General features: G+C 52.2%; 14 protein-coding genes and 1 tRNA gene. 5 read left to right on the forward strand and 10 right to left on the reverse strand.

Annotation, left to right across the window (positions count from 1 at the left end; genetic code table 11):
• The first annotated feature begins 67 nt into the window (after positions 1-67).
• Positions 68-331: a DUF1289 domain-containing protein gene (locus ACMYUL_RS09190; protein ID WP_070497441.1), complete on the forward strand. Its 264-nt coding sequence runs from the start codon at positions 68-70 to the stop codon at positions 329-331.
• A gap of 221 nt (positions 332-552) precedes the next feature.
• Here ACMYUL_RS09190 and ACMYUL_RS09195 read toward each other — a convergent pair whose 3' ends face one another.
• The 5 genes from ACMYUL_RS09195 to ACMYUL_RS09215 form a co-directional block, all read right to left on the reverse strand.
• Positions 553-1890, reverse strand: coding sequence for a sodium-dependent transporter (locus ACMYUL_RS09195; protein WP_415770130.1), 1338 nt, complete (start codon positions 1888-1890; stop codon positions 553-555).
• 364 nt (positions 1891-2254) lie between these two features.
• On the reverse strand, positions 2255-4807 hold the full coding sequence (locus ACMYUL_RS09200; protein ID WP_415770132.1) for a calcium-binding protein: 2553 nt from the start codon (positions 4805-4807) through the stop codon (positions 2255-2257).
• A 194-nt stretch (positions 4808-5001) separates the two neighbouring features.
• On the reverse strand, positions 5002-6234 hold the full coding sequence (locus tag ACMYUL_RS09205; protein ID WP_070512754.1) for an MFS transporter: 1233 nt from the start codon (positions 6232-6234) through the stop codon (positions 5002-5004).
• 157 nt (positions 6235-6391) lie between these two features.
• Positions 6392-7018 (reverse strand): alpha-ketoglutarate-dependent dioxygenase AlkB family protein, encoded by a 627-nt coding sequence (locus tag ACMYUL_RS09210; RefSeq protein ID WP_070512757.1) that lies wholly within the window; start codon positions 7016-7018, stop codon positions 6392-6394.
• Complete coding sequence (locus ACMYUL_RS09215; protein ID WP_415770135.1) at positions 7008-7841, reverse strand: bifunctional transcriptional activator/DNA repair enzyme AdaA; 834 nt, start codon at positions 7839-7841, stop codon at positions 7008-7010. The genes ACMYUL_RS09210 and ACMYUL_RS09215 overlap by 11 nt, the downstream gene beginning before the upstream one ends.
• A 172-nt stretch (positions 7842-8013) precedes the next feature.
• Between ACMYUL_RS09215 and ACMYUL_RS09220 the strand changes: the two genes are divergently transcribed.
• Positions 8014-8775 (forward strand): SDR family oxidoreductase, encoded by a 762-nt coding sequence (locus ACMYUL_RS09220; protein ID WP_415770136.1) that lies wholly within the window; start codon positions 8014-8016, stop codon positions 8773-8775.
• A 15-nt stretch (positions 8776-8790) separates the two neighbouring features.
• Here the strand turns inward: ACMYUL_RS09220 and ACMYUL_RS09225 are convergent, their stop codons facing one another.
• From ACMYUL_RS09225 to ACMYUL_RS09240, 4 genes are all read right to left on the reverse strand, one after another.
• On the reverse strand, positions 8791-9366 hold the full coding sequence (locus ACMYUL_RS09225; RefSeq protein WP_415770138.1) for an NAD(P)H-dependent oxidoreductase: 576 nt from the start codon (positions 9364-9366) through the stop codon (positions 8791-8793).
• 281 nt (positions 9367-9647) lie between these two features.
• The gene (locus tag ACMYUL_RS09230; RefSeq protein ID WP_415770140.1) at positions 9648-10046 is read right to left on the reverse strand and encodes an extensin; all 399 of its coding nucleotides are present in this window, start codon (positions 10044-10046) and stop codon (positions 9648-9650) included.
• Between the two features lie 250 nt (positions 10047-10296).
• On the reverse strand, positions 10297-12342 hold the full coding sequence (locus tag ACMYUL_RS09235) for a TonB-dependent receptor (protein WP_415770142.1): 2046 nt from the start codon (positions 12340-12342) through the stop codon (positions 10297-10299).
• Positions 12343-12716: 374 nt separating this feature from the next.
• A protein-coding gene (locus ACMYUL_RS09240; RefSeq protein ID WP_156798183.1) for an IS630 family transposase occupies positions 12717-13564 on the reverse strand; the annotation gives its coding sequence in 2 pieces (ribosomal slippage) (positions 12717-13249 and positions 13249-13564; 849 coding nt in all).
• 82 nt (positions 13565-13646) lie between these two features.
• On the opposite strand from ACMYUL_RS09240, the gene ACMYUL_RS09245 reads away from it, so the two are divergent.
• Positions 13647-14288, forward strand: coding sequence for a TetR/AcrR family transcriptional regulator (locus tag ACMYUL_RS09245; RefSeq protein ID WP_415770144.1), 642 nt, complete (start codon positions 13647-13649; stop codon positions 14286-14288).
• Positions 14289-14646: 358 nt separating this feature from the next.
• Here the strand turns inward: ACMYUL_RS09245 and ACMYUL_RS09250 are convergent.
• A tRNA-Ile gene (locus ACMYUL_RS09250) sits at positions 14647-14722 on the reverse strand.
• Between the two features lie 208 nt (positions 14723-14930).
• Here ACMYUL_RS09250 and ACMYUL_RS09255 point away from each other — a divergent pair.
• Both ACMYUL_RS09255 and ACMYUL_RS09260 read left to right on the forward strand, forming a co-directional pair.
• On the forward strand, positions 14931-15188 hold the full coding sequence (locus tag ACMYUL_RS09255; RefSeq protein WP_342032244.1) for a coproporphyrinogen oxidase: 258 nt from the start codon (positions 14931-14933) through the stop codon (positions 15186-15188).
• A 75-nt stretch (positions 15189-15263) separates the two neighbouring features.
• A complete protein-coding gene (locus ACMYUL_RS09260) occupies positions 15264-16685 on the forward strand; it encodes a sodium:proton antiporter (protein WP_342032243.1) in 1422 nt (473 codons plus the stop codon).
• Positions 16686-17026 lie beyond the last annotated feature (341 nt).

Here is a 17026-nt window from a genome sequence, read left to right on the forward strand (position 1 = left end):
TAGACAAATGCGAAAGCAGTCTGCAATTTTGGTCTGTCCGGTCTTTTGTCTCAAACGCTTTAAAAATATGGAACAACCTGATTTTTTCCCCATCCCCAGCCCCTGTATAGGCGTCTGTGAAGCCAATGCCAAAGGCTATTGCAAAGGCTGTCTGCGCAGCCGTGAAGAAAGGCTGTATTGGCAAAAAATGACCGATGATCAAAAGCATCAGGTTATGCGTCTTCTCGGTATGAGGAAAACCAAAATCCGCAACCGTCAGCTTGATGCCATGGCTGCGCCTGAAATTGGTGGAGAGGTGCAAAGCGGTTTTTTGTTTGATGATGAGGAATAAAATAAAGAAACATAAAAAAGGACGGTTTGCTTCCGTCCTTTTTTATTTGTCGAAAATATAGTGGATTAACTTTAAACCAGGACGGCGTTGTCTCGCCTTAGCTCAAAGAGAACGATTCTCTAAGGTGCTGAAGCACCAAGTGAATCGGTTCCGTACTATCTGCACTGTCTGCGGCTTCGTCGCCTTGTCCTGATTTAAATTTAATCCACTATAGTGGCAAATCAAATGATTTGAAGAGAATTGATGAAGACCACGATAATGGCAATCGGAGCGATGTAGCGCAACGCGCCCAGCCACAGATATAGAAGCGTTTTCGGTACGGTACTGCCCATGCCGGCATGGGTCAAAACGGACTGCCTGTCTTGAATCCAGCCGGTAAAGATGGAGATGCTTAATGCGCATAGCGGCATAATAATGGCAGTAATAATGTAGTCCCATAAATCAAAAATAGATTTATTGAAAATCAGCACATCGCTCCATGTACCAAAAGATAGGGCAGAAGGGATGCCGACAATAAAGATGGCAATCCCGATCATCCAAGTATGTCGGCTGCGTTTGCGTTCGTCTTGGCGGATGGTTGCCGCAATGACGGTTTCCAACATGGAAAATGCTGAAGTCAGCGTTGCAAAGACGACCAACATCATGAATACGGCAAAGAGATAGTTGCCGGACGGAATTTTCATGAACACGGCAGGTAATACTACGAAAATCAGACCGGGACCTTGGCTGGGTGTAGCGCCCAATGCAAATACCGCCGGGAAGATGACCAAGCCTGCCAACAGCGATACCAACAAGTTCATCCACATAATGATATTGCCCGAGCGGAACATATCCTGATCTTTACCCAAATACGAAGCATAGGTAATCATCGCCGATACGCCGATGCTCAATGCAAAGAATGCCTGACCCAGCGCGGTCAGCATTGTTTCCGATTTGATGTATGACCAATCCGGCTTCAATAAAAAACTGACGCCTTTCATCGCACCAGGCAAGGTCAGTGAGCGGATTGCCAAAATAATAAACAGGATAAACAAAGCGGGCATCAGATAGCGGTTTGCTTTTTCAATGCCGTCAGAAACTCCGCCTTTGACTACCCAAATGGTAATCAGCATGAACAGTCCCTGATAAAAAACCGAACCTGTCGAATTGGAAATGGTGTTTTGGAATAGAACTTCAAAATCAACGTTTTGAGCAATTTCGCCGGTGAAACTGTGTACGACATAATTCAAAACCCAACCGCCGACTACGCTGTAAAACGATAACAAAATGAAACATGCAGCCACACCAATCCGACCAATCCAAGGCCAAAGCGAACCGGGGCGCAGGGTTTTGAACGAATCGATGGCGTTTTTACCGCCCGTACGCCCGATATAAAACTCGGCAAGCTGAACCGGCAACGCCACGATAATCGTGAAAATGACAAACAGAAGAACAAAGACTGCCCCGCCGTTTGTACCGGCGGTATAAGGGAATTTCCAAATCGCGCCCAAACCGATGGCAGAACCTGCCGCAGCAAGAACAAAACCGATTTTGGAAGACCAAGAGGATGAATGACTCATAGCGGAATATGTCGAAAAATAAAATTGGCTGAATTGTAACAAAGCGTAGTCGGGGATAATACTGGATGACGGGTGCAGGAAAAAATAACGCATGGATGGTGCGTGGAACGATAAGCTTTTGGTGCGAATCTTCTAAATAGATATATTTTGAGAAATGATTCAAATTAAAATGTGTAAAAAAAGATATTTTGTGCCAAAAAATGAGAGAGGTCGTCTGAAAACCGGTTCAGGCGACCTCTTGTTTATACGGACAACGTGACCATTTCAGCCTGACTTCGGCATACCGTTACAGCAGTCTAATATCCTGCGGGGTTGGCGTGGAAGGCAGGATCAAACCACGCTGGTCCTGAATCTCCACAGGCCGCTATAAAATTGCCGGCTGCGTTACGGCATCGTAGTGCTGCACGTTTGCTGTATCCGCAGTGTAGCTAAAGCTGCCGACTCCGTTGTTGACCGTTTCAAACCCGCTGGTTTGACCGCTTGCCGACAGTTTGTCCAGCAGGGTTTCTACGGTAAATGTCCCTTCGTCAAATCGGAATTCTCCGACAGAAGCGGCGTTGCTGCCTTTGAGATATTGGTTGTTGATGGTAATTTTGCCGCCTGAGTTGGCAATGGTGATTTCCCAATCGATTGCACCGTTTGCGTCTGTGCTTGCATTGATATGTAAATCCTTGACGGCGATGCCTTGTCCGAATTGGAGGGCGTTGTTGCCGTGATTGTCGGAAATGGTGTCGTGTCCCTCTCCGAAGCAGAAGACATAGGTATCATTCCCTGCGCCGCCATACAGGAGATCGTCATCCAAGCCGCCAAACAGTAGGTCGTCGCCAGAGCCGCCATACAATACGTCTTTGCCCGATTCGCCATATAAGACATCGTTGTTTTCGCCGCCGAACAACGTATCGTTGCCCGCCCCGCCATTGAGATGGTCGTCTCCGCCGTTGCCGAAAATCACATCGTTTCCCGAATCTCCATTGACGGTATCTCTGCCGTCGCCGCCTCTGACGATATCGTCGCCATCGCCGCCACTGATGAAGTTGGTTCCACCGCTGACGAATACGGTATCGTTGCCGCCGCCGGCATAAATGCTGTCATCGCCGCTTTTGCCGTCAATATGGTCTATGCTGTCAGTGCCTTTGATGCTGTTGCTGCCTGCTGTACCTGTAATATAGGTCACGCTGACGGATTTGAAGCCGGCGGTTTCGTTGGCGTAATAATAATTTTGATCGGGAATATTGCTGAGTTCCTGACGGGTAATGGAGGTAACTTTTTCCGGATGATCAACGGCGGACGGGGCAGAAACCGCCGCATTTCCGATGATGTTGTTGCCGGATAGGGCGATGCCTTTGCCGTTTGAAATCGGCAATGTTTTAGTGATGGCTGTGTCGGACAGGTTGTCGGCGATGATGTTGTTTTCGACTTTGACGTTTTTGATTGCGCCATGCTCTTCTTCGAAGTCGATAGAGCCTTTTTCGCGTCCGTATGTGTCGGTTCGGGTGCCATTGCCGATTAACAGATTGTCCCGAACCGAAATACCTTTTTTGTTCAGGTCAAAATTGTGTCCTTGGAAAACGGTGTTGAGGCGTATGCCCGACCATGCGGTGTTGTCGCGAATCAGGTTGCTGGCTACTTCATGTCCAGCGCCGCCGAAGATGCCGATGCCTGCCGCGCGCCAGCCGAGTTCGACGGTATTGTTCAGGAAACGGTTGTTTTCGGCTACTTTGGATTCTGTTTGGTCTGCAATGCTCGACCATGTCGCCAGACCGTCGTCGCCGTTGCCTCGGATGTTGGAATTGATGACGGTCGAATGGCTGGTTCCCTGTGCAAAATTAATGCCGTCTGCGAGATTGTTCCGGATGAGGGCGTTGGAGACGGTCAGTCCGTCTGTGTAGTGCAGTGGGCGTTCATTGTCCACTTTGGCGTAATCGCCGGTCCAGATGCCTACTTCAAAATGTTCAATGGCGATGTCGTGGATGGACGAACCTTTGCCCAAAGTGCCGGAAATGCCCTTGTAGTTGGCTTGTTGGTGGTAACGGGATGCCAAATTTGAATCCATCGACAGATTGCCGAAATCAATATTGTTGCTGCCGTGTTCAAACACGATACCGCCGCCTTTTTTCACTGTGCCGTTTTCAAAAACGGGCGGTTCCGCGCTCGTGAAATGCAGTTTGGTATGCCACCTGCCGGCACCGCTGATGCTGATTCCTTTAGGGGCATAGATGTGGAGCTGGTGGTCGAAATCAAACTGCCCTTCGGGAATGTAAACGGATTTTCCGGAGGTTTTTGCCGATTCGATTGCCGCCGTCAGGGCTTTTGAATCATCGATTCCGTCGTTTGCTTTTGCGCCGAAATCGGTAATGCTGACGCTGTTTGCGGGCTGTTTGATCGCGGCAGGGGCTTTTTCCAATTCAACGAAGTCGATACCGACCGGGGTGTTGCCTGATTGGTTGACGATGGTAACGGTGTCGCCGCTTTGGATGGGTGCATTTTTCAACAGCGTACCCACTTCGTCGAACTGGAAGCGGGCGACACGGTCGGCAGCAGGCGTATCGTGGATTTTGATGTCTTCGCCTTTGTGGTGTTCATAATTTTCCAAATACTGCCAGTTGTGTTTTGATGATAAATCAAGGTTGGCTACGGGTTTACCGTTTACTTGGATTTCAACTTTGCCGGTTGCCCCGTCGGGAACGGTATAGCGGAGGGTGGCGGCATCCGCATCCGCCTTTGCTGTAAACGAAACGGCGGCATTGGCCGGCAGGTCAACGTAAGACTGTTTACTTGCTTCGTAGGCGGTGGAGTGGGGGGAAGAGGCTTTTTTGACTGTTGCACCTGCTGAGAGTGTGCCTTGGTCGGCTTCATAAGTCGTGTATGCGGCTTTGGCACCGTAGCGGGACGAATCGTAGGTAACAGTTTCTGGCATTAATATGTTCCTTTTGAAATGATCTGTCATTTTGAACGGTAAAACATAATAGGCAATGCAACCGCTGAAAAGTTTTATTTCGATTTAAAAGGAAACGTCGTCTGAATGACTGTATCGTTCCGAAGGATTGCAGATGATGTGTCTTGTTTTTATTCGGGAAATTGTTGCATTTCAAATACGAAGGTACGGGTCTTTTATGAGGGCTCGTCTGAATCAAACAGGCTTCGGCACGCATACAGCAGCCCGCCCGCCAATACGGCCAGGCCCACCGCCGCCCAGTACGCATCGGCATAGCCGACTGCCTTTGCCAGCCGCAGGGCGGCGAAACCGGCCGCGTAACTGCCGAGCAGAACCACGGAAAATTGCAGGCTGCTGTCGAGTGCGGCGGTGGCACGGTCGGATTTGTCCATCACCAACGCCAGTATCACCGGCAGCAGCAGCGTGTAGCTCAGGCTCAGGGCGATGATTTGCGCGGGCGGCAGCCAAGGGTGGACGCGGGCGAGCGCGTCGATGGCGGTCATGGACGCCAAAAGCGGCAGTTGCAGCGCGTAGAGCAGGAACACGAGTTTGCGGCGCGGATAATTGCGCGAAAACCAGCCCGACAGCGGCGTTACAATCAGGCAGGCAACAGGAATACCCACCGCCAGAATCCCGCCCGTCTGCTTCGGGGTAAAGCCCAAATCCGCCAGCTTGGGCACAAAAGTCGCCGCCGCAAACGCATACGGCGCGGCAACGGCAAACAGCAAAACCAGCCACCGCCAGCCCGTTTCAGGCCGCCGCCAAAAGGAGACCAGCCGCGCCGCCAACGCCGTCAAACCGCCTTGCGCCGTTGGGCTTTCCGGCTCGCGGTAGCACAAGAGTTGCAGCAGCATCAGCAGGGTGAACGCCAGCATAAAGCCCGCCGCCGCCGTCTGCCCGTATTCCTGATACAGCCACAACACCAGCGCGCCGCCGATCATCTTGCCGCCGCGCGCCGCCATCGTCTGAATCACGCCGCCGAAACCGCGTTCGCGGTGCGGCAGGACGATGCACGACAAGCCTAACATTGCGCAGCCGTACACCGCCGACATTGCCGAGAGCAGTACGCAGCAGGTCAAAAGCAGCGGGAAGTTCTGCGTGATGTCGGTACAGGCCATCAGCCCGAACACTGCCGAAAGCCCCAGCGTCGCCGCCAGCAGCCAGCCGCGAAACCGCCCGAACCGCCCCGCCGGCCGCCGCTCCATCAGCGCGGCAAACAACACCTTCGCCGCTTCGATACCGCCGATTAAATGTATCCAGCTCAGTTGGTTCAGGCTGTAACCGTGGTTTTTCAAAATGGCGACCAGCGCGACCAGATAAAAACCGGTCAGCGTGAATTTGTAGGTGCTGCCGCCGATAAGCAGCAGCCAGTCGCGCGGGGCGGGGGGTGTCGGGGTTTGTTGGGACATGGATGGCTCCCTATTGCGAGTGTACGGGAATGATGTGGGTGCGGTAGGTCGTCTGAAAAACGGTTCAGACGACCTACGGCTTTTCTGTTTTACATTTTCAAGTAGTTTTTCAGACGACTTTCGGGGGCTGTCTGAAATGGAAAAAAGCAGCCCCTTTTTATCCTTTCATCACCCGAAACGTCAGATTAATCCGCGGCTCTTGGATGCGGGTGCTTTTCAGGATGGTGTGCAGCCAGTGTTTTTGCGTTTCGCCGTGCATGACGATGAGCTGGCCGTGTTCCAGCCACATTTCGCGTTTTTCCTTACTTTCTTTGTGTTTGAAGGCGAATTTGCGCGTTGCGCCGAGGCTGAGGGAGGCGATGGCACTGTCTTTGACCAGCCCCTGCCCTTCGTCGCTGTGCCACGCCATGCCTTCGTTGCCGTTGTTGTAGCGGTTGAGCAGGCAGGAGTTGAAGCGGGTGGGGCAGATGTCGGCGATGGCGGCTTCCACGCGGTTTTTGAGTTCGGGCAAGACGCCATCCCACGGCAGGGCGATGCGGTTTGCGCCGGAATAGCCGTAGTTGTAGGACGTGTCTCCGTACCACGCGACTTCGCGGGCAGTGATGATGTGCTTGCCGTATATCACGGCTTCGTCGTGCCGCCAGGGAATATCACGCTGCAAAATTTCAAAATAACGGTCAGCTTCGGCAACGGTGAGAATCCGTCCGAAATTGCTGACGATGCCGTCGTAGGGAAGCAGGTTGGCGTGCGGGTTGGCGGTTTCGGGGAAGAGGTCAAACGTCATCAGTGTCTCCCAATTCGTGCGCCAATATCGCCATTTTGCGCCCGCGTTGCCAGCGGTAGCCGCCGATGATGCCGCTTTCGCGGATGACGCGATGGCAGGGGATGAGTAATGCAACGGGATTCTGCCCGATGGCCGTCCCAACGGCTCGCGCGGCGTTGGGCGAGCCGACGGCCTGCGCCACTGTGCCGTAGCTTTGCAGGCTGCCTGCGGGAATATCGAGCAGTGCCTGCCAGACTTTGAGCTGGAAGGGTGTGCCTTTGATGTGCAGGGTAATGCGGCCGCACCGGGTGCGGAAGATGTCGGCGGCTTGGCGGTGGAATGCCGTTTCCTGCCCGATTAGGCGGGCGTTCGGATATTCGGCGCGCAATTCGTCCAGTGCGGCGGAAGGGGCGTCTGAAAAACGCATGAAGCAGATGCCTTTGTCTGTTGCTGCTGCCAACAGGTCGCCAAAGGGGCCGGGAATCAGGCTGTAATGGATTTGCAGGCCTGCGCCACCGTTTTTGTATTCACCCGGAGTCATTTTTTCGATGCCGACAAATAAGTCGTGCAGCCGCCCCGTGCCGCTCAGTCCGCCGCAATGCGCCGCTTCCGCCACGCTTTCGCTGTTTTTCAGGGCTTCTTTGGCACGGCTGATACTGATGTGTTGCAGCATTTTTTTCGGGCTGATGCCCGCCCATGCGGAAAATTCGCGCTGCAAATGTTCGGGACTGACGTGCACTGCCGCCGCCACCTGCGCCAAATCGGGATGCTCGGCGGCATGGTCGTAAAGGTATTCTATGGCGCGGGCAATGCGGAGGAATTGGCGGGTTTGATTTAAGTTCATAAATTATCCTGTCGTTGTATGGGATAGGATAGCCTGAAAGCCGACAAGAAACGACCCGATTGTTGATGGAAAGATTGTTTGTCTGTCTGAAATTCATCAATAATCGGGTCGTCTTTATATCGCGGCTTCCTTAAACTTGCATCGTCTTTAACCGCACATGTAAGGAAAAATCATGTCAAACCTGTTGAATTTGAACAACAAAACCGCCGCCGTTATCGGCGCGTCGTCGGGTATCGGTCGCGCGGTTGCACTGCTGTTGGCGGAGCACGGCGCAAACGTTGTCTTATGCGCCCGCCGTGCCGACAAACTGGAGGAAACCGCAGCCCTGATTCGCTCGCGCGGCGGACGGGCTGTTGCTGTTGCAGGCGACGCGGTGCTGCCTGAAACGCATGAAGCCGTCGTCCGCACGGCAGAACGAGAGTTCGGTGGCCTAGATATTGCCGTCAACAATGCAGGCATTATCGGTGCATACAAACCTTTGGCCGACATCTCGCCCGACGAATGGCGCGATACGTTGGACGGTAACCTAACCGCTGCCTTTCTCGGCGCGCGCAGCCAAATTCCCCTTATGCTCGCACGCGGTGGTGGCACGATTGTGTTCACGTCCAGCTTTGTCGGCACCAGTTGTGCCCTGCCTAACAAAACCGCCTACGGCTGCGCCAAAGCCGCACTTTCCGCGCTGGCAAAAGGCATTACCGCCGACTATGCAGCCCAAGGTATCCGCGCCAATGCCCTGCTTCCCGGCGGTACGGATACGGAAATGATGACTACCGACCCCCAGCAGCGGGCATGGGCGGAAGGGTTGCATGCGGTCAAACGCATCGCTCGACCCGAAGAAATTGCCGCCGCGATTTTGTTCCTTATTAGCCCGATGGGCAGCTTTGTAACGGGTACGGCGTTGTTTGCGGACGGCGGAAATTCGGCGGTGAAGTAAGAGACCGCCTGAAGATTACACGCTTCGGCTCAAATCTGCCAAAAACGCCTGCCGCTGTTCGGTGGTGGATTTGTCCATATTGTCGAAGTTGAGCCAACGGCGTTTGGCGATACCGATGCCTTTGAGTGTGTGCCCCACCATCGCTTTGCCGATGCCGTTGCCGCCAAACCATTTCAGATACCATGTGGGGGCGGTGGACGTGCTGATGACCAGTGCTTCTTTAATGTGGGATAGGTTGCCTTTCAAGCCTGTGGCGGTCGGGACGTAAGCGAGTGTCTTTAGGAAAACTTTGTCTTCAAATCCTTTTACGATGGCGGGCATATCCGCCCACCAGACCGGAAAGATGAAAATCAGGCGGTTGGTGGTTTTCAAGAGTTCTTGATAATGTAGAACCAGCGGGTCAAGGGCTTTGCCTTGGTTGAACAGGGCAAGCTCTTCTTTGGTGTAGGCGGTATTGAAGCCGTCTGCGTATAAGTCGATCAGTCGGTATTTTTCGCCTTTTTCGTCTAACAGTTGCTGCACGCGCCGCAAAATGCCGTGATTGAAGCTTTGATCGTAGGGATGGGCATAAATGATTGTGGTAAATGACATTTTTGTACTCCTAAAAGTCAGTTGCCGAGTTTTCCCATGCTATCAAAAGAATGTCGGTTTGCTCAAATCCGTATCAGGCAGACAAGGCTGGATGATATAGTGGATTAACTTTAAACCAGTACGGCGTTGTCTCGCCTTAGCTCAAAGAGAACGATTCTCTAAGGTGCTGAAGCACCAAGTGAATCGGTTCCGTACTATCTGTACTGTCTGCGGCTTCGTCGCCTTGTCCTGATTTAAATTTAATCCACTATAAAGCTGCTGCCGGAGCATGGATTCTGTTTTCAGACGACCTTCAATGCTTCTTCCGCCTTTTGCAGGGCGGTTTGCTCGTCGGCTTCGACGATGTAGTTCACGCCCAGAGCGGGAGCGAGTTTGGACGATTGTTCGCGGAAGAACGCCAGTTGCGCCGCGTCAGGTTCGATGAGGAGCATGGCGGCGCAGCGTTCGGCGAGTTGCGGCTGGTGTGCCTTTATCCATTCGATGTAGGTTTTGCGGTCGGCAATGCGCTGTTCGTCGCTCACCTGCCGCCGCATGGGGGTGCAGACGGTGGCAAAGCGGCGGTTTTGGTTTAACAGGGTTTCGAATTCGGCCAGCCAGTCGGCGAAGTCGGCGACGTGGGTCAGGTCGGTCAGGTAGATGGTGCCTTCGGGCAGGGTTTTGGCGGGGGTGAAGTAGTGCATGGGGTTCCTTTGGGTGTTTTTGGGGAGCAGGGTAGGTTGGACATTGATGATTAGACTTCTTGTGCCGTCATTAGTTACGCAAGTCCGCTTTGCTACCTCCGCGTAGGCGGGAATCCAGAATGGAGACTCGAAGGTACTTTCTTTATCTGATAAGTTTCTGTACGGATGAGTCTGGATTCCCGCCTGCGCGGGAATGACGATAATCGGTTGTTACGGCCGTTTCAGACGACCTCCATCATTTCAGCTCCGCCTAAAACTTCCATTCCGCGCTCACGCCCACGCTTCTAGGGCGTTGGTAGAGCGCGTCTTGGCGGTCGGCGCTGGAAATAAATATGGGGCGGCGGCGGTTGAACACGTTGTCGGCGTAGAGCGAGATGCGGCCTTGTTTGAAGTTGTAGGCGGTGTAGAGATTGACTTGGTTGTATGCGCCGATTTTGCCTGATTCGGCATTGTCGGCGGCGGAGTAGTAGCCGCCGTAGAAGCGCACGTCACCGCCGGCTTCCCAGCCTTTGTCGTTCAGGTATTTCACGCCGATGTTGGCGGTGTATTTGGGTGCGCGGCCGAGTTTGTTGCCTTCGATGCCGCTGTCGGGATAGCTTTTGATTTTGGTGTTGAGCAGCCCCAGTCCGGTGGTGAGTTTCAGGCTGTCGGTCGCCTGCCAGTCGGCGGCGAGTTCCGCGCCGTAGGTGTGGACTTTTTTGGCATTGCGGATGACGACGGAGTTGGTGCCGAGATAGAAGGGGAGCTGCATGTCGCGGTAGTGGTTCAGGAACAGGTTGCCGGAGAGTTGCAGGCGGCGGTCTGCGCTGCGCCAGCGGGTGTACCACTCGTAGTTGTTCACATATTCGGGCTCATAGGTGTAGGTTACGACGGGGCGGCCGAAGGTGATGCCCGCGCCGCCGGGGTTGTAGCCGCGCGCGGCTTTGATGCCGCTGACCCATTGGTCGGTGGGTTTGAAGGCGATATCGATTTTGGGCAGGAACACGGTCTGGCCTTTGTCTAAATCGAGGTGCAGTGCGCCGCTGCCGCCGCTTCGTTTGTGCGTTTCTTTTTCAATGCGGGCGGCGGCCGTGATGTCCCATTTTTCGCTGGGGCTGTATGTGGTTTCGGCAAACAGGGCGCGCACGCTGTTGCGGTCGTCAAAGGTGTTGCGGCCGCCGACGCTGCGGATATCCACCCATTCGTCTTGTTTGCTGCGGAAGTAGTGCAGTCCGGCAAGGCCTTTCAGACGGCCTTTGTTGGAAAAATGCAATACCGGCTCCCATTGCAGTTCGCGGCCTTTGAGTTCGGCGGGCACGCCTTGCGGGCTGACGGTCATCGGTAGGTGCAGCCGCTCGTTGTGGTAGCGGCCGTAAACCAGTTTGTTTTCCAGTTTCAGATAGTCGTTAAGCTGCCACGATACGTCCCAGATGCCCGATGTCGAGCCGGTTACGAACACGGGCTTTTCTTTTAAAAAACGGCGGCTGGCGGTATTGCCCATGATTTCGTTTTGCGGCGCGCGCGAACGGATGTGGTTCAGCGTCAGGCGGCTGTAAAAATCGGGATGGTTTTCGGGCGTGAGCAGGAGTTTGAAGCGCACGTTGGTGTTTTCCACGCGGCGCGGGTTGCCGGTCGGCTCATAGGACACGAACGGCTCGTAGCTTTCGCGTTGCTGCCGCTCCGCGCTCAATCTGAAGGCAAGGTTGTTTTTCACAATCGGGCCGGACACTACGCCGGCGATGTTGCGCGTTTTCTGGTTGCCCAAACCCAAGCGCAGCGCGCCTTCCCATTCGTCGGTCGGGTCTTTGGAACGCATCACCACCGCGCCCGCCACCGCGTTCTGCCCGCGTACATGGCTTTGCGGCCCGCGCAAGACTTCCACTTGCTGCATGTCCCACAGCGACTGCGTGCCGAAGGCGAATTCATTGTAAGTGGCGGAGCGGCCGTCTATGGACAGGTTCAGGCGCGGCCGAGTGCCCGCGAAAAACGCCACCGCACCGACGGCGGGGCCCGAGCCATCCACGCCGCGCACGGTCGGCAAATCGTTGCCGCTGCCCAAGTCCACCGTGTTCACGCTCTGTTTGAGCAGGTCGGTGGCGGAAAGATTGTGGCCGCTGCGGTCGATGTTCGGCGTGGTAAAGACGCGGTTGGACGTGGCGGTTTCAAAGCCGCTGCGGTTGGTGCGTTCGCCGGTGACGACGACTTCTTCCAACTGCACTTGTTCCGCATCTTGCGCCGCATCGGCGGCATAAATCCATTCGGAGGCGAAAGCGGCAGCAAGCAGCAGCGGCAGGCGGCGGAGGGTAGGTTTCTGCATTTCCTTATCCTTTCAGACGACATACGTCGGAGCGGATTGAACATCAGACAATCCAACCGCTCCATCAGTATGCAAATATTTGTTGTTTACACATTTACATAAAACAAACTATTAATGTAAAGTATAAGAAACAAAAAACAGGAATGCAAGTGTTTATCATTCACTCTACTTCATCTTTTATAGTGAACCATCTAAAAAACAAATCCCTCTCCCGTTCGGCGGGAGAAGGTTGGGGGAGGGCGATTCTGTAACCTTTATGATTTTGGCCTGCTAAGCATCCGACAGCCCCCTGTCCGCAGGGCGGAGCGGCGGGATAAGGAAAGAGGTCGTCTGAAACGCCGCCGTATTGCCATTGCCGTCGTGGGGAAATATAGTCAATTAAAATCAAAATAGGACAGTAACGCATCGTCAAATCGGGCGTAATCAGACAATACGGTTCGCAGATACCGCTTAATATTCGCCCACACCTTCTCAATCGGGTTGAGCTCAGGTGAATAAGGTGCAAGAGGCAATACCTTATGTCCCCATTTTTCCGCCATTTCCCGTAAGACACCCATACGGTGAAATCGCGCATTATCTAAAATAATCACCGATTTTTGAGTCAATGCGGGCAGTAGGCATTGCTGAAACCACGCTTCAAAAAAGACTCCGGTCATCGTATTTTGATAAACCATCGGAGCAATCAGCCGGTTGCCGACTTGTGCGGACACCAGAGATAAGCGTCGGTATCTTTTCCCACTTATCTGCGCTTTCACTATTTGCCCTTTCAGGCTGCGGGCATAGGGGCGGAACAGGTAGCGGTCAAATCCTGTTTCATCCAAATAAACACGTTGGTAGTCGGAAAATTCGGCCAGCTGTGTCAAATAATGCGTTACTTTGGCCGGGTCTTGTTCTTTGTAAGTGGTGGTCTTTTTTTGCGCGTCATCCCCATCTGTTTGAGTGCATAGCAAACGGCGGCTGCCGTACAATCAAAATGTTTGGCGATTTCATGCAGATAGGCATCCGGGTGTTGCCCAACATATTGAGCCAGTTTTTGCCTATCCAATTTGACGGCATTTAGACCGGTAACTTGATGTTTTAGGCTGCCTGTTTGTTTTTTAAGGCGAATCCACAGGTAAAGCGTGTTTCTTGACAAGTTAAACGTCGCTGCGGTTTGGCTGATGTTTTTGCATTGTTCGTAATAGTTTAAAGCTTTGTTTCTTAAGTCCGCAGAGTATGCCATGGTTAGACCTTAAAAGTTGAGTATTGTACTATTTTATTTTTAATTGACTATATGATGAGTATCCGACTTTCGGATAACTTTAATGAAAACCCTTTATGAACAAAATCAAAACCTTCCTACCGTCATGACCGCCAGCAAACAACAAACCATCGCCGACACCGCCCGCCGCCTGTTCCGCGAACACGGCTTTTCCGCCGTATCCGTAGGAGGAATCTGTACCGAGGCCGCCGTCAGCCGCGTTACTTTTTACAAATATTACAGCGGCAAAAACGCGCTCTTGCAGGAAATCGTTACCGAGCAGAAAAACCGCGTCCGTGCCGAATTTGAAAATCTGCTTGCACGGCAATGCAACCTGCGGGAAGCCGCCGAAGCCGTTTTTGCCCTACAAAAACAATCGTTTGAAGAACTCTATTCCGCCGCCTTCCTGCGCGACATTGAAGAGAACACCGATTTGGAGCTGGAGCGGTTTTTCCATGAGTTGAACGAAGAAAAATACGCCTTTATGCGCGGTTTCTTCCATACCCTGCAACAACGCCGCCTGATTCAGCCCGATTTGCCGGTGGAACTCATCGACCTGTTCATCCGTCAGTCAGATATATTGATGCGCCATCCGCAACTGGCCGCGCTTTATGCCGCTACGCCGCAAAAGCTGCCGCAGGACGTATTGGGGTTGTTGCTGCACGGTTTGGCGGGAGAAGAGGGAAGGAACGAGGGAGGAGATTGAGTTTGAGGGAGGGTGAAAGGGATTCGCTGCATTTCCTATAAAACGTCGTCTGAAAACGAATTGTTGATTTTCAGACGACGTTTTAATTAGGTGGCACTAGATTTGCACTAAATGCCACACGATTCTTTGTCGGTTGCTTGGGATTTGGAATAGCAGCAAGTGGATTGGGTGGGGAACTGCATGGGTTTACCCTGATGTAAGTAGATCAGACAGGGAACGGATTTAGTGAATTTGTCGGCGGAACATCTGCAGGTCCATGCCGCGGTATTGGACGGAATCGGGCTATTTACTAAAGACACAACTTGGACACAGTTGCGACATGAAAAAATACCTTGCTTACGCAAGGCATTGATTTGATTGGTGGGTCCGGTGGGGTTCGAACCCACGACCAAGGGATTATGAGTCCCCTGCTCTAACCCCTGAGCTACAGACCCGTTCAAGAGTAGGGGCGTATTGTATCATAAATTATTCCGCTTACAAGGTCGTCTGAAAAAGATAATGTGTCTGCTATTGCCGACCGGCTTTATATTGATTATTTGGGTTGCACTGCCGCAGTAGACTTGTCTTGCCTGTGGTTTGCTGCTTTGGGTGGAAAGCAGATTTCGGCGACCGATGATTTCCTGTTCAATGGACTGAGTGTAAATGTTTGGAAAAGTAAATCTAAAGTTATATTTTGATAGTTTACATTGTTTTGACCTAGCATTTTATTTTCAAAAGGATTTTGAAAATCTGATTCGGCAGACATGGTGGAATAGGGGATTGAATATTGAGAAACAAGGTAGGGTGGTTGGTTATTTTGACTGGTTTGGGGCGGGGTTTTCACTTACAATCAAACAAGGTTTACATATGGCAACACTCCGCCGCTTGATGCCAAGGTTGGTTGCAGACGTTTTTGTTTGATTTCACGGCATTGTGCGGATGTGTTTGTTTAGGCTTTTCGTCCATAAGGAAAACTAAGAAAAACAAGGAAAAACAATGCGCCGCTTACCAATTTTATCCCTCATCTTATTTCCCACCTTGTCGCACGCTGCTGATTTTGACGGCGCGTCGCTCAGTTTGTTTTGGGGTGCACCGTTTGCGTTGATTCTTTTGTCTATCGCGTTGGGTCCGCTCTTTTTCGCGCATACCTGGCATCACCATTTCGGCAAGATTACGGCGTTTTGGACGCTGCTGTTTTTGGTTCCGTTCGCCGTTGTGTTTGGTTTTGGGGCGGGTGTACATACGGTTGCCCATGCGTTGGTTGAGGAATATATCCCGTTTATCCTGCTGCTTTTGGCTTTATACACGATTTCGGGCGGGATTTTGGTTTGGGGTAAGCTCAATGGTACGCCTGCGCTGAATACCGGGCTGCTGGCGGCGGGGACGGTGATGGCGTCTTTTATGGGGACGACCGGTGCGGCGATGCTGATGATTCGTCCGCTGCTGAAGGCAAATCATTACCGTAAGAAAAAGGTGCATATCGTTGTATTCTTTATCTTTTTGGTGGCGAATATCGGCGGCGGTCTGACGCCGTTGGGCGATCCTCCGCTGTTTTTGGGTTTCTTGAAGGGCGTGGATTTCATGTGGACGGTGAAACACATGTTGATGCCCGTATTGATCAGTACGGTGGTGCTGTTGTTGGTGTTTTATATTATCGACAGCCGCTATCACGCGCGTGAAGCCAATGTGGAACAGATTCGGCAGGAAGAGGAAGCCGATGAAGATTTGCGGATTTCCGGTAAATGGAACTTCCTGCTGTTGGCGGGCGTGGTCGGTGCGGTTTTGCTGTCCGGCTTGTGGAAGCCCGATCATCCGGGATTTGAGATTTTAGGCAGCCACTATGCGTTGCAAAATTTAGTGCGCGATGTGATTTTGCTGGCGCTGACCATTGTTTCGCTGCTGATTACACCCAAGCAGGTTAGGGCGGGTAATGAATTCAATTTCGACCCGATTGCCGAAGTGGGCAAACTATTTTTGGGTATTTTCATCACGATTTCCCCTGTCTTGGCGATTTTGAAGGCGGGCGAAGCGGGGGCGCTGGGTTCGGTGGTATCGTTGGTGCATGATGTTTCGGGCAATCCGATTAATACGATGTATTTCTGGATGAGCGGTTTGTTGTCCGCCTTTTTGGATAATGCGCCGACTTATTTGGTGTTCTTCAATATGGCGGGCGGCGATGCTCAGGCTCTGATGACGGGGCATTTGTTCCATTCGCTGCTGGCTATATCCATGGGTTCGGTGTTTATGGGTGCGCTCACTTATATCGGTAATGCGCCGAACTTTATGGTTAAGGCGATTGCAGAGCAGCGCGGTATCCCGATGCCGACTTTCTTCGGTTATATGATGTGGTCGGTGGGGGTATTGATTCCGCTGTTTATACTGCATACGCTGATTTTCTTTGTTTGGCAGTTGTTCTGATACTTGCTTGTCCTCAAAAGGTCGTCTGAAAACCTGATTCTTGTGATTCGGTTTTCAGACGACCTTTTTGTATTCTGCCGCTTGTTTCGAAAGGATTAATTTTGGGCATCAATATTGTATAGTGGATTAAATTTAAATCAGGACAAGGCGACGAAGCTGCAGACAGTACAGATAGTACGGCAAGGCGAGGCAACGCCGTACTGGTTTAAAGTTAATCCACTATAATTTTATTGGAGGGCTGATTTGCGCGGGATTCGGGGCAGGAAGCTGGAAAAAATCTTCGTAAATCTGACATAAGGCGGGCTGTTCCTGCTAAAATCAAACGTTTTACAGTTTTCATT

This window comes from Neisseria sp. CP9 (genome assembly GCF_047758525.1).
In the GTDB taxonomy this organism is placed as follows: Bacteria; Pseudomonadota; Gammaproteobacteria; order Burkholderiales; family Neisseriaceae; genus Neisseria.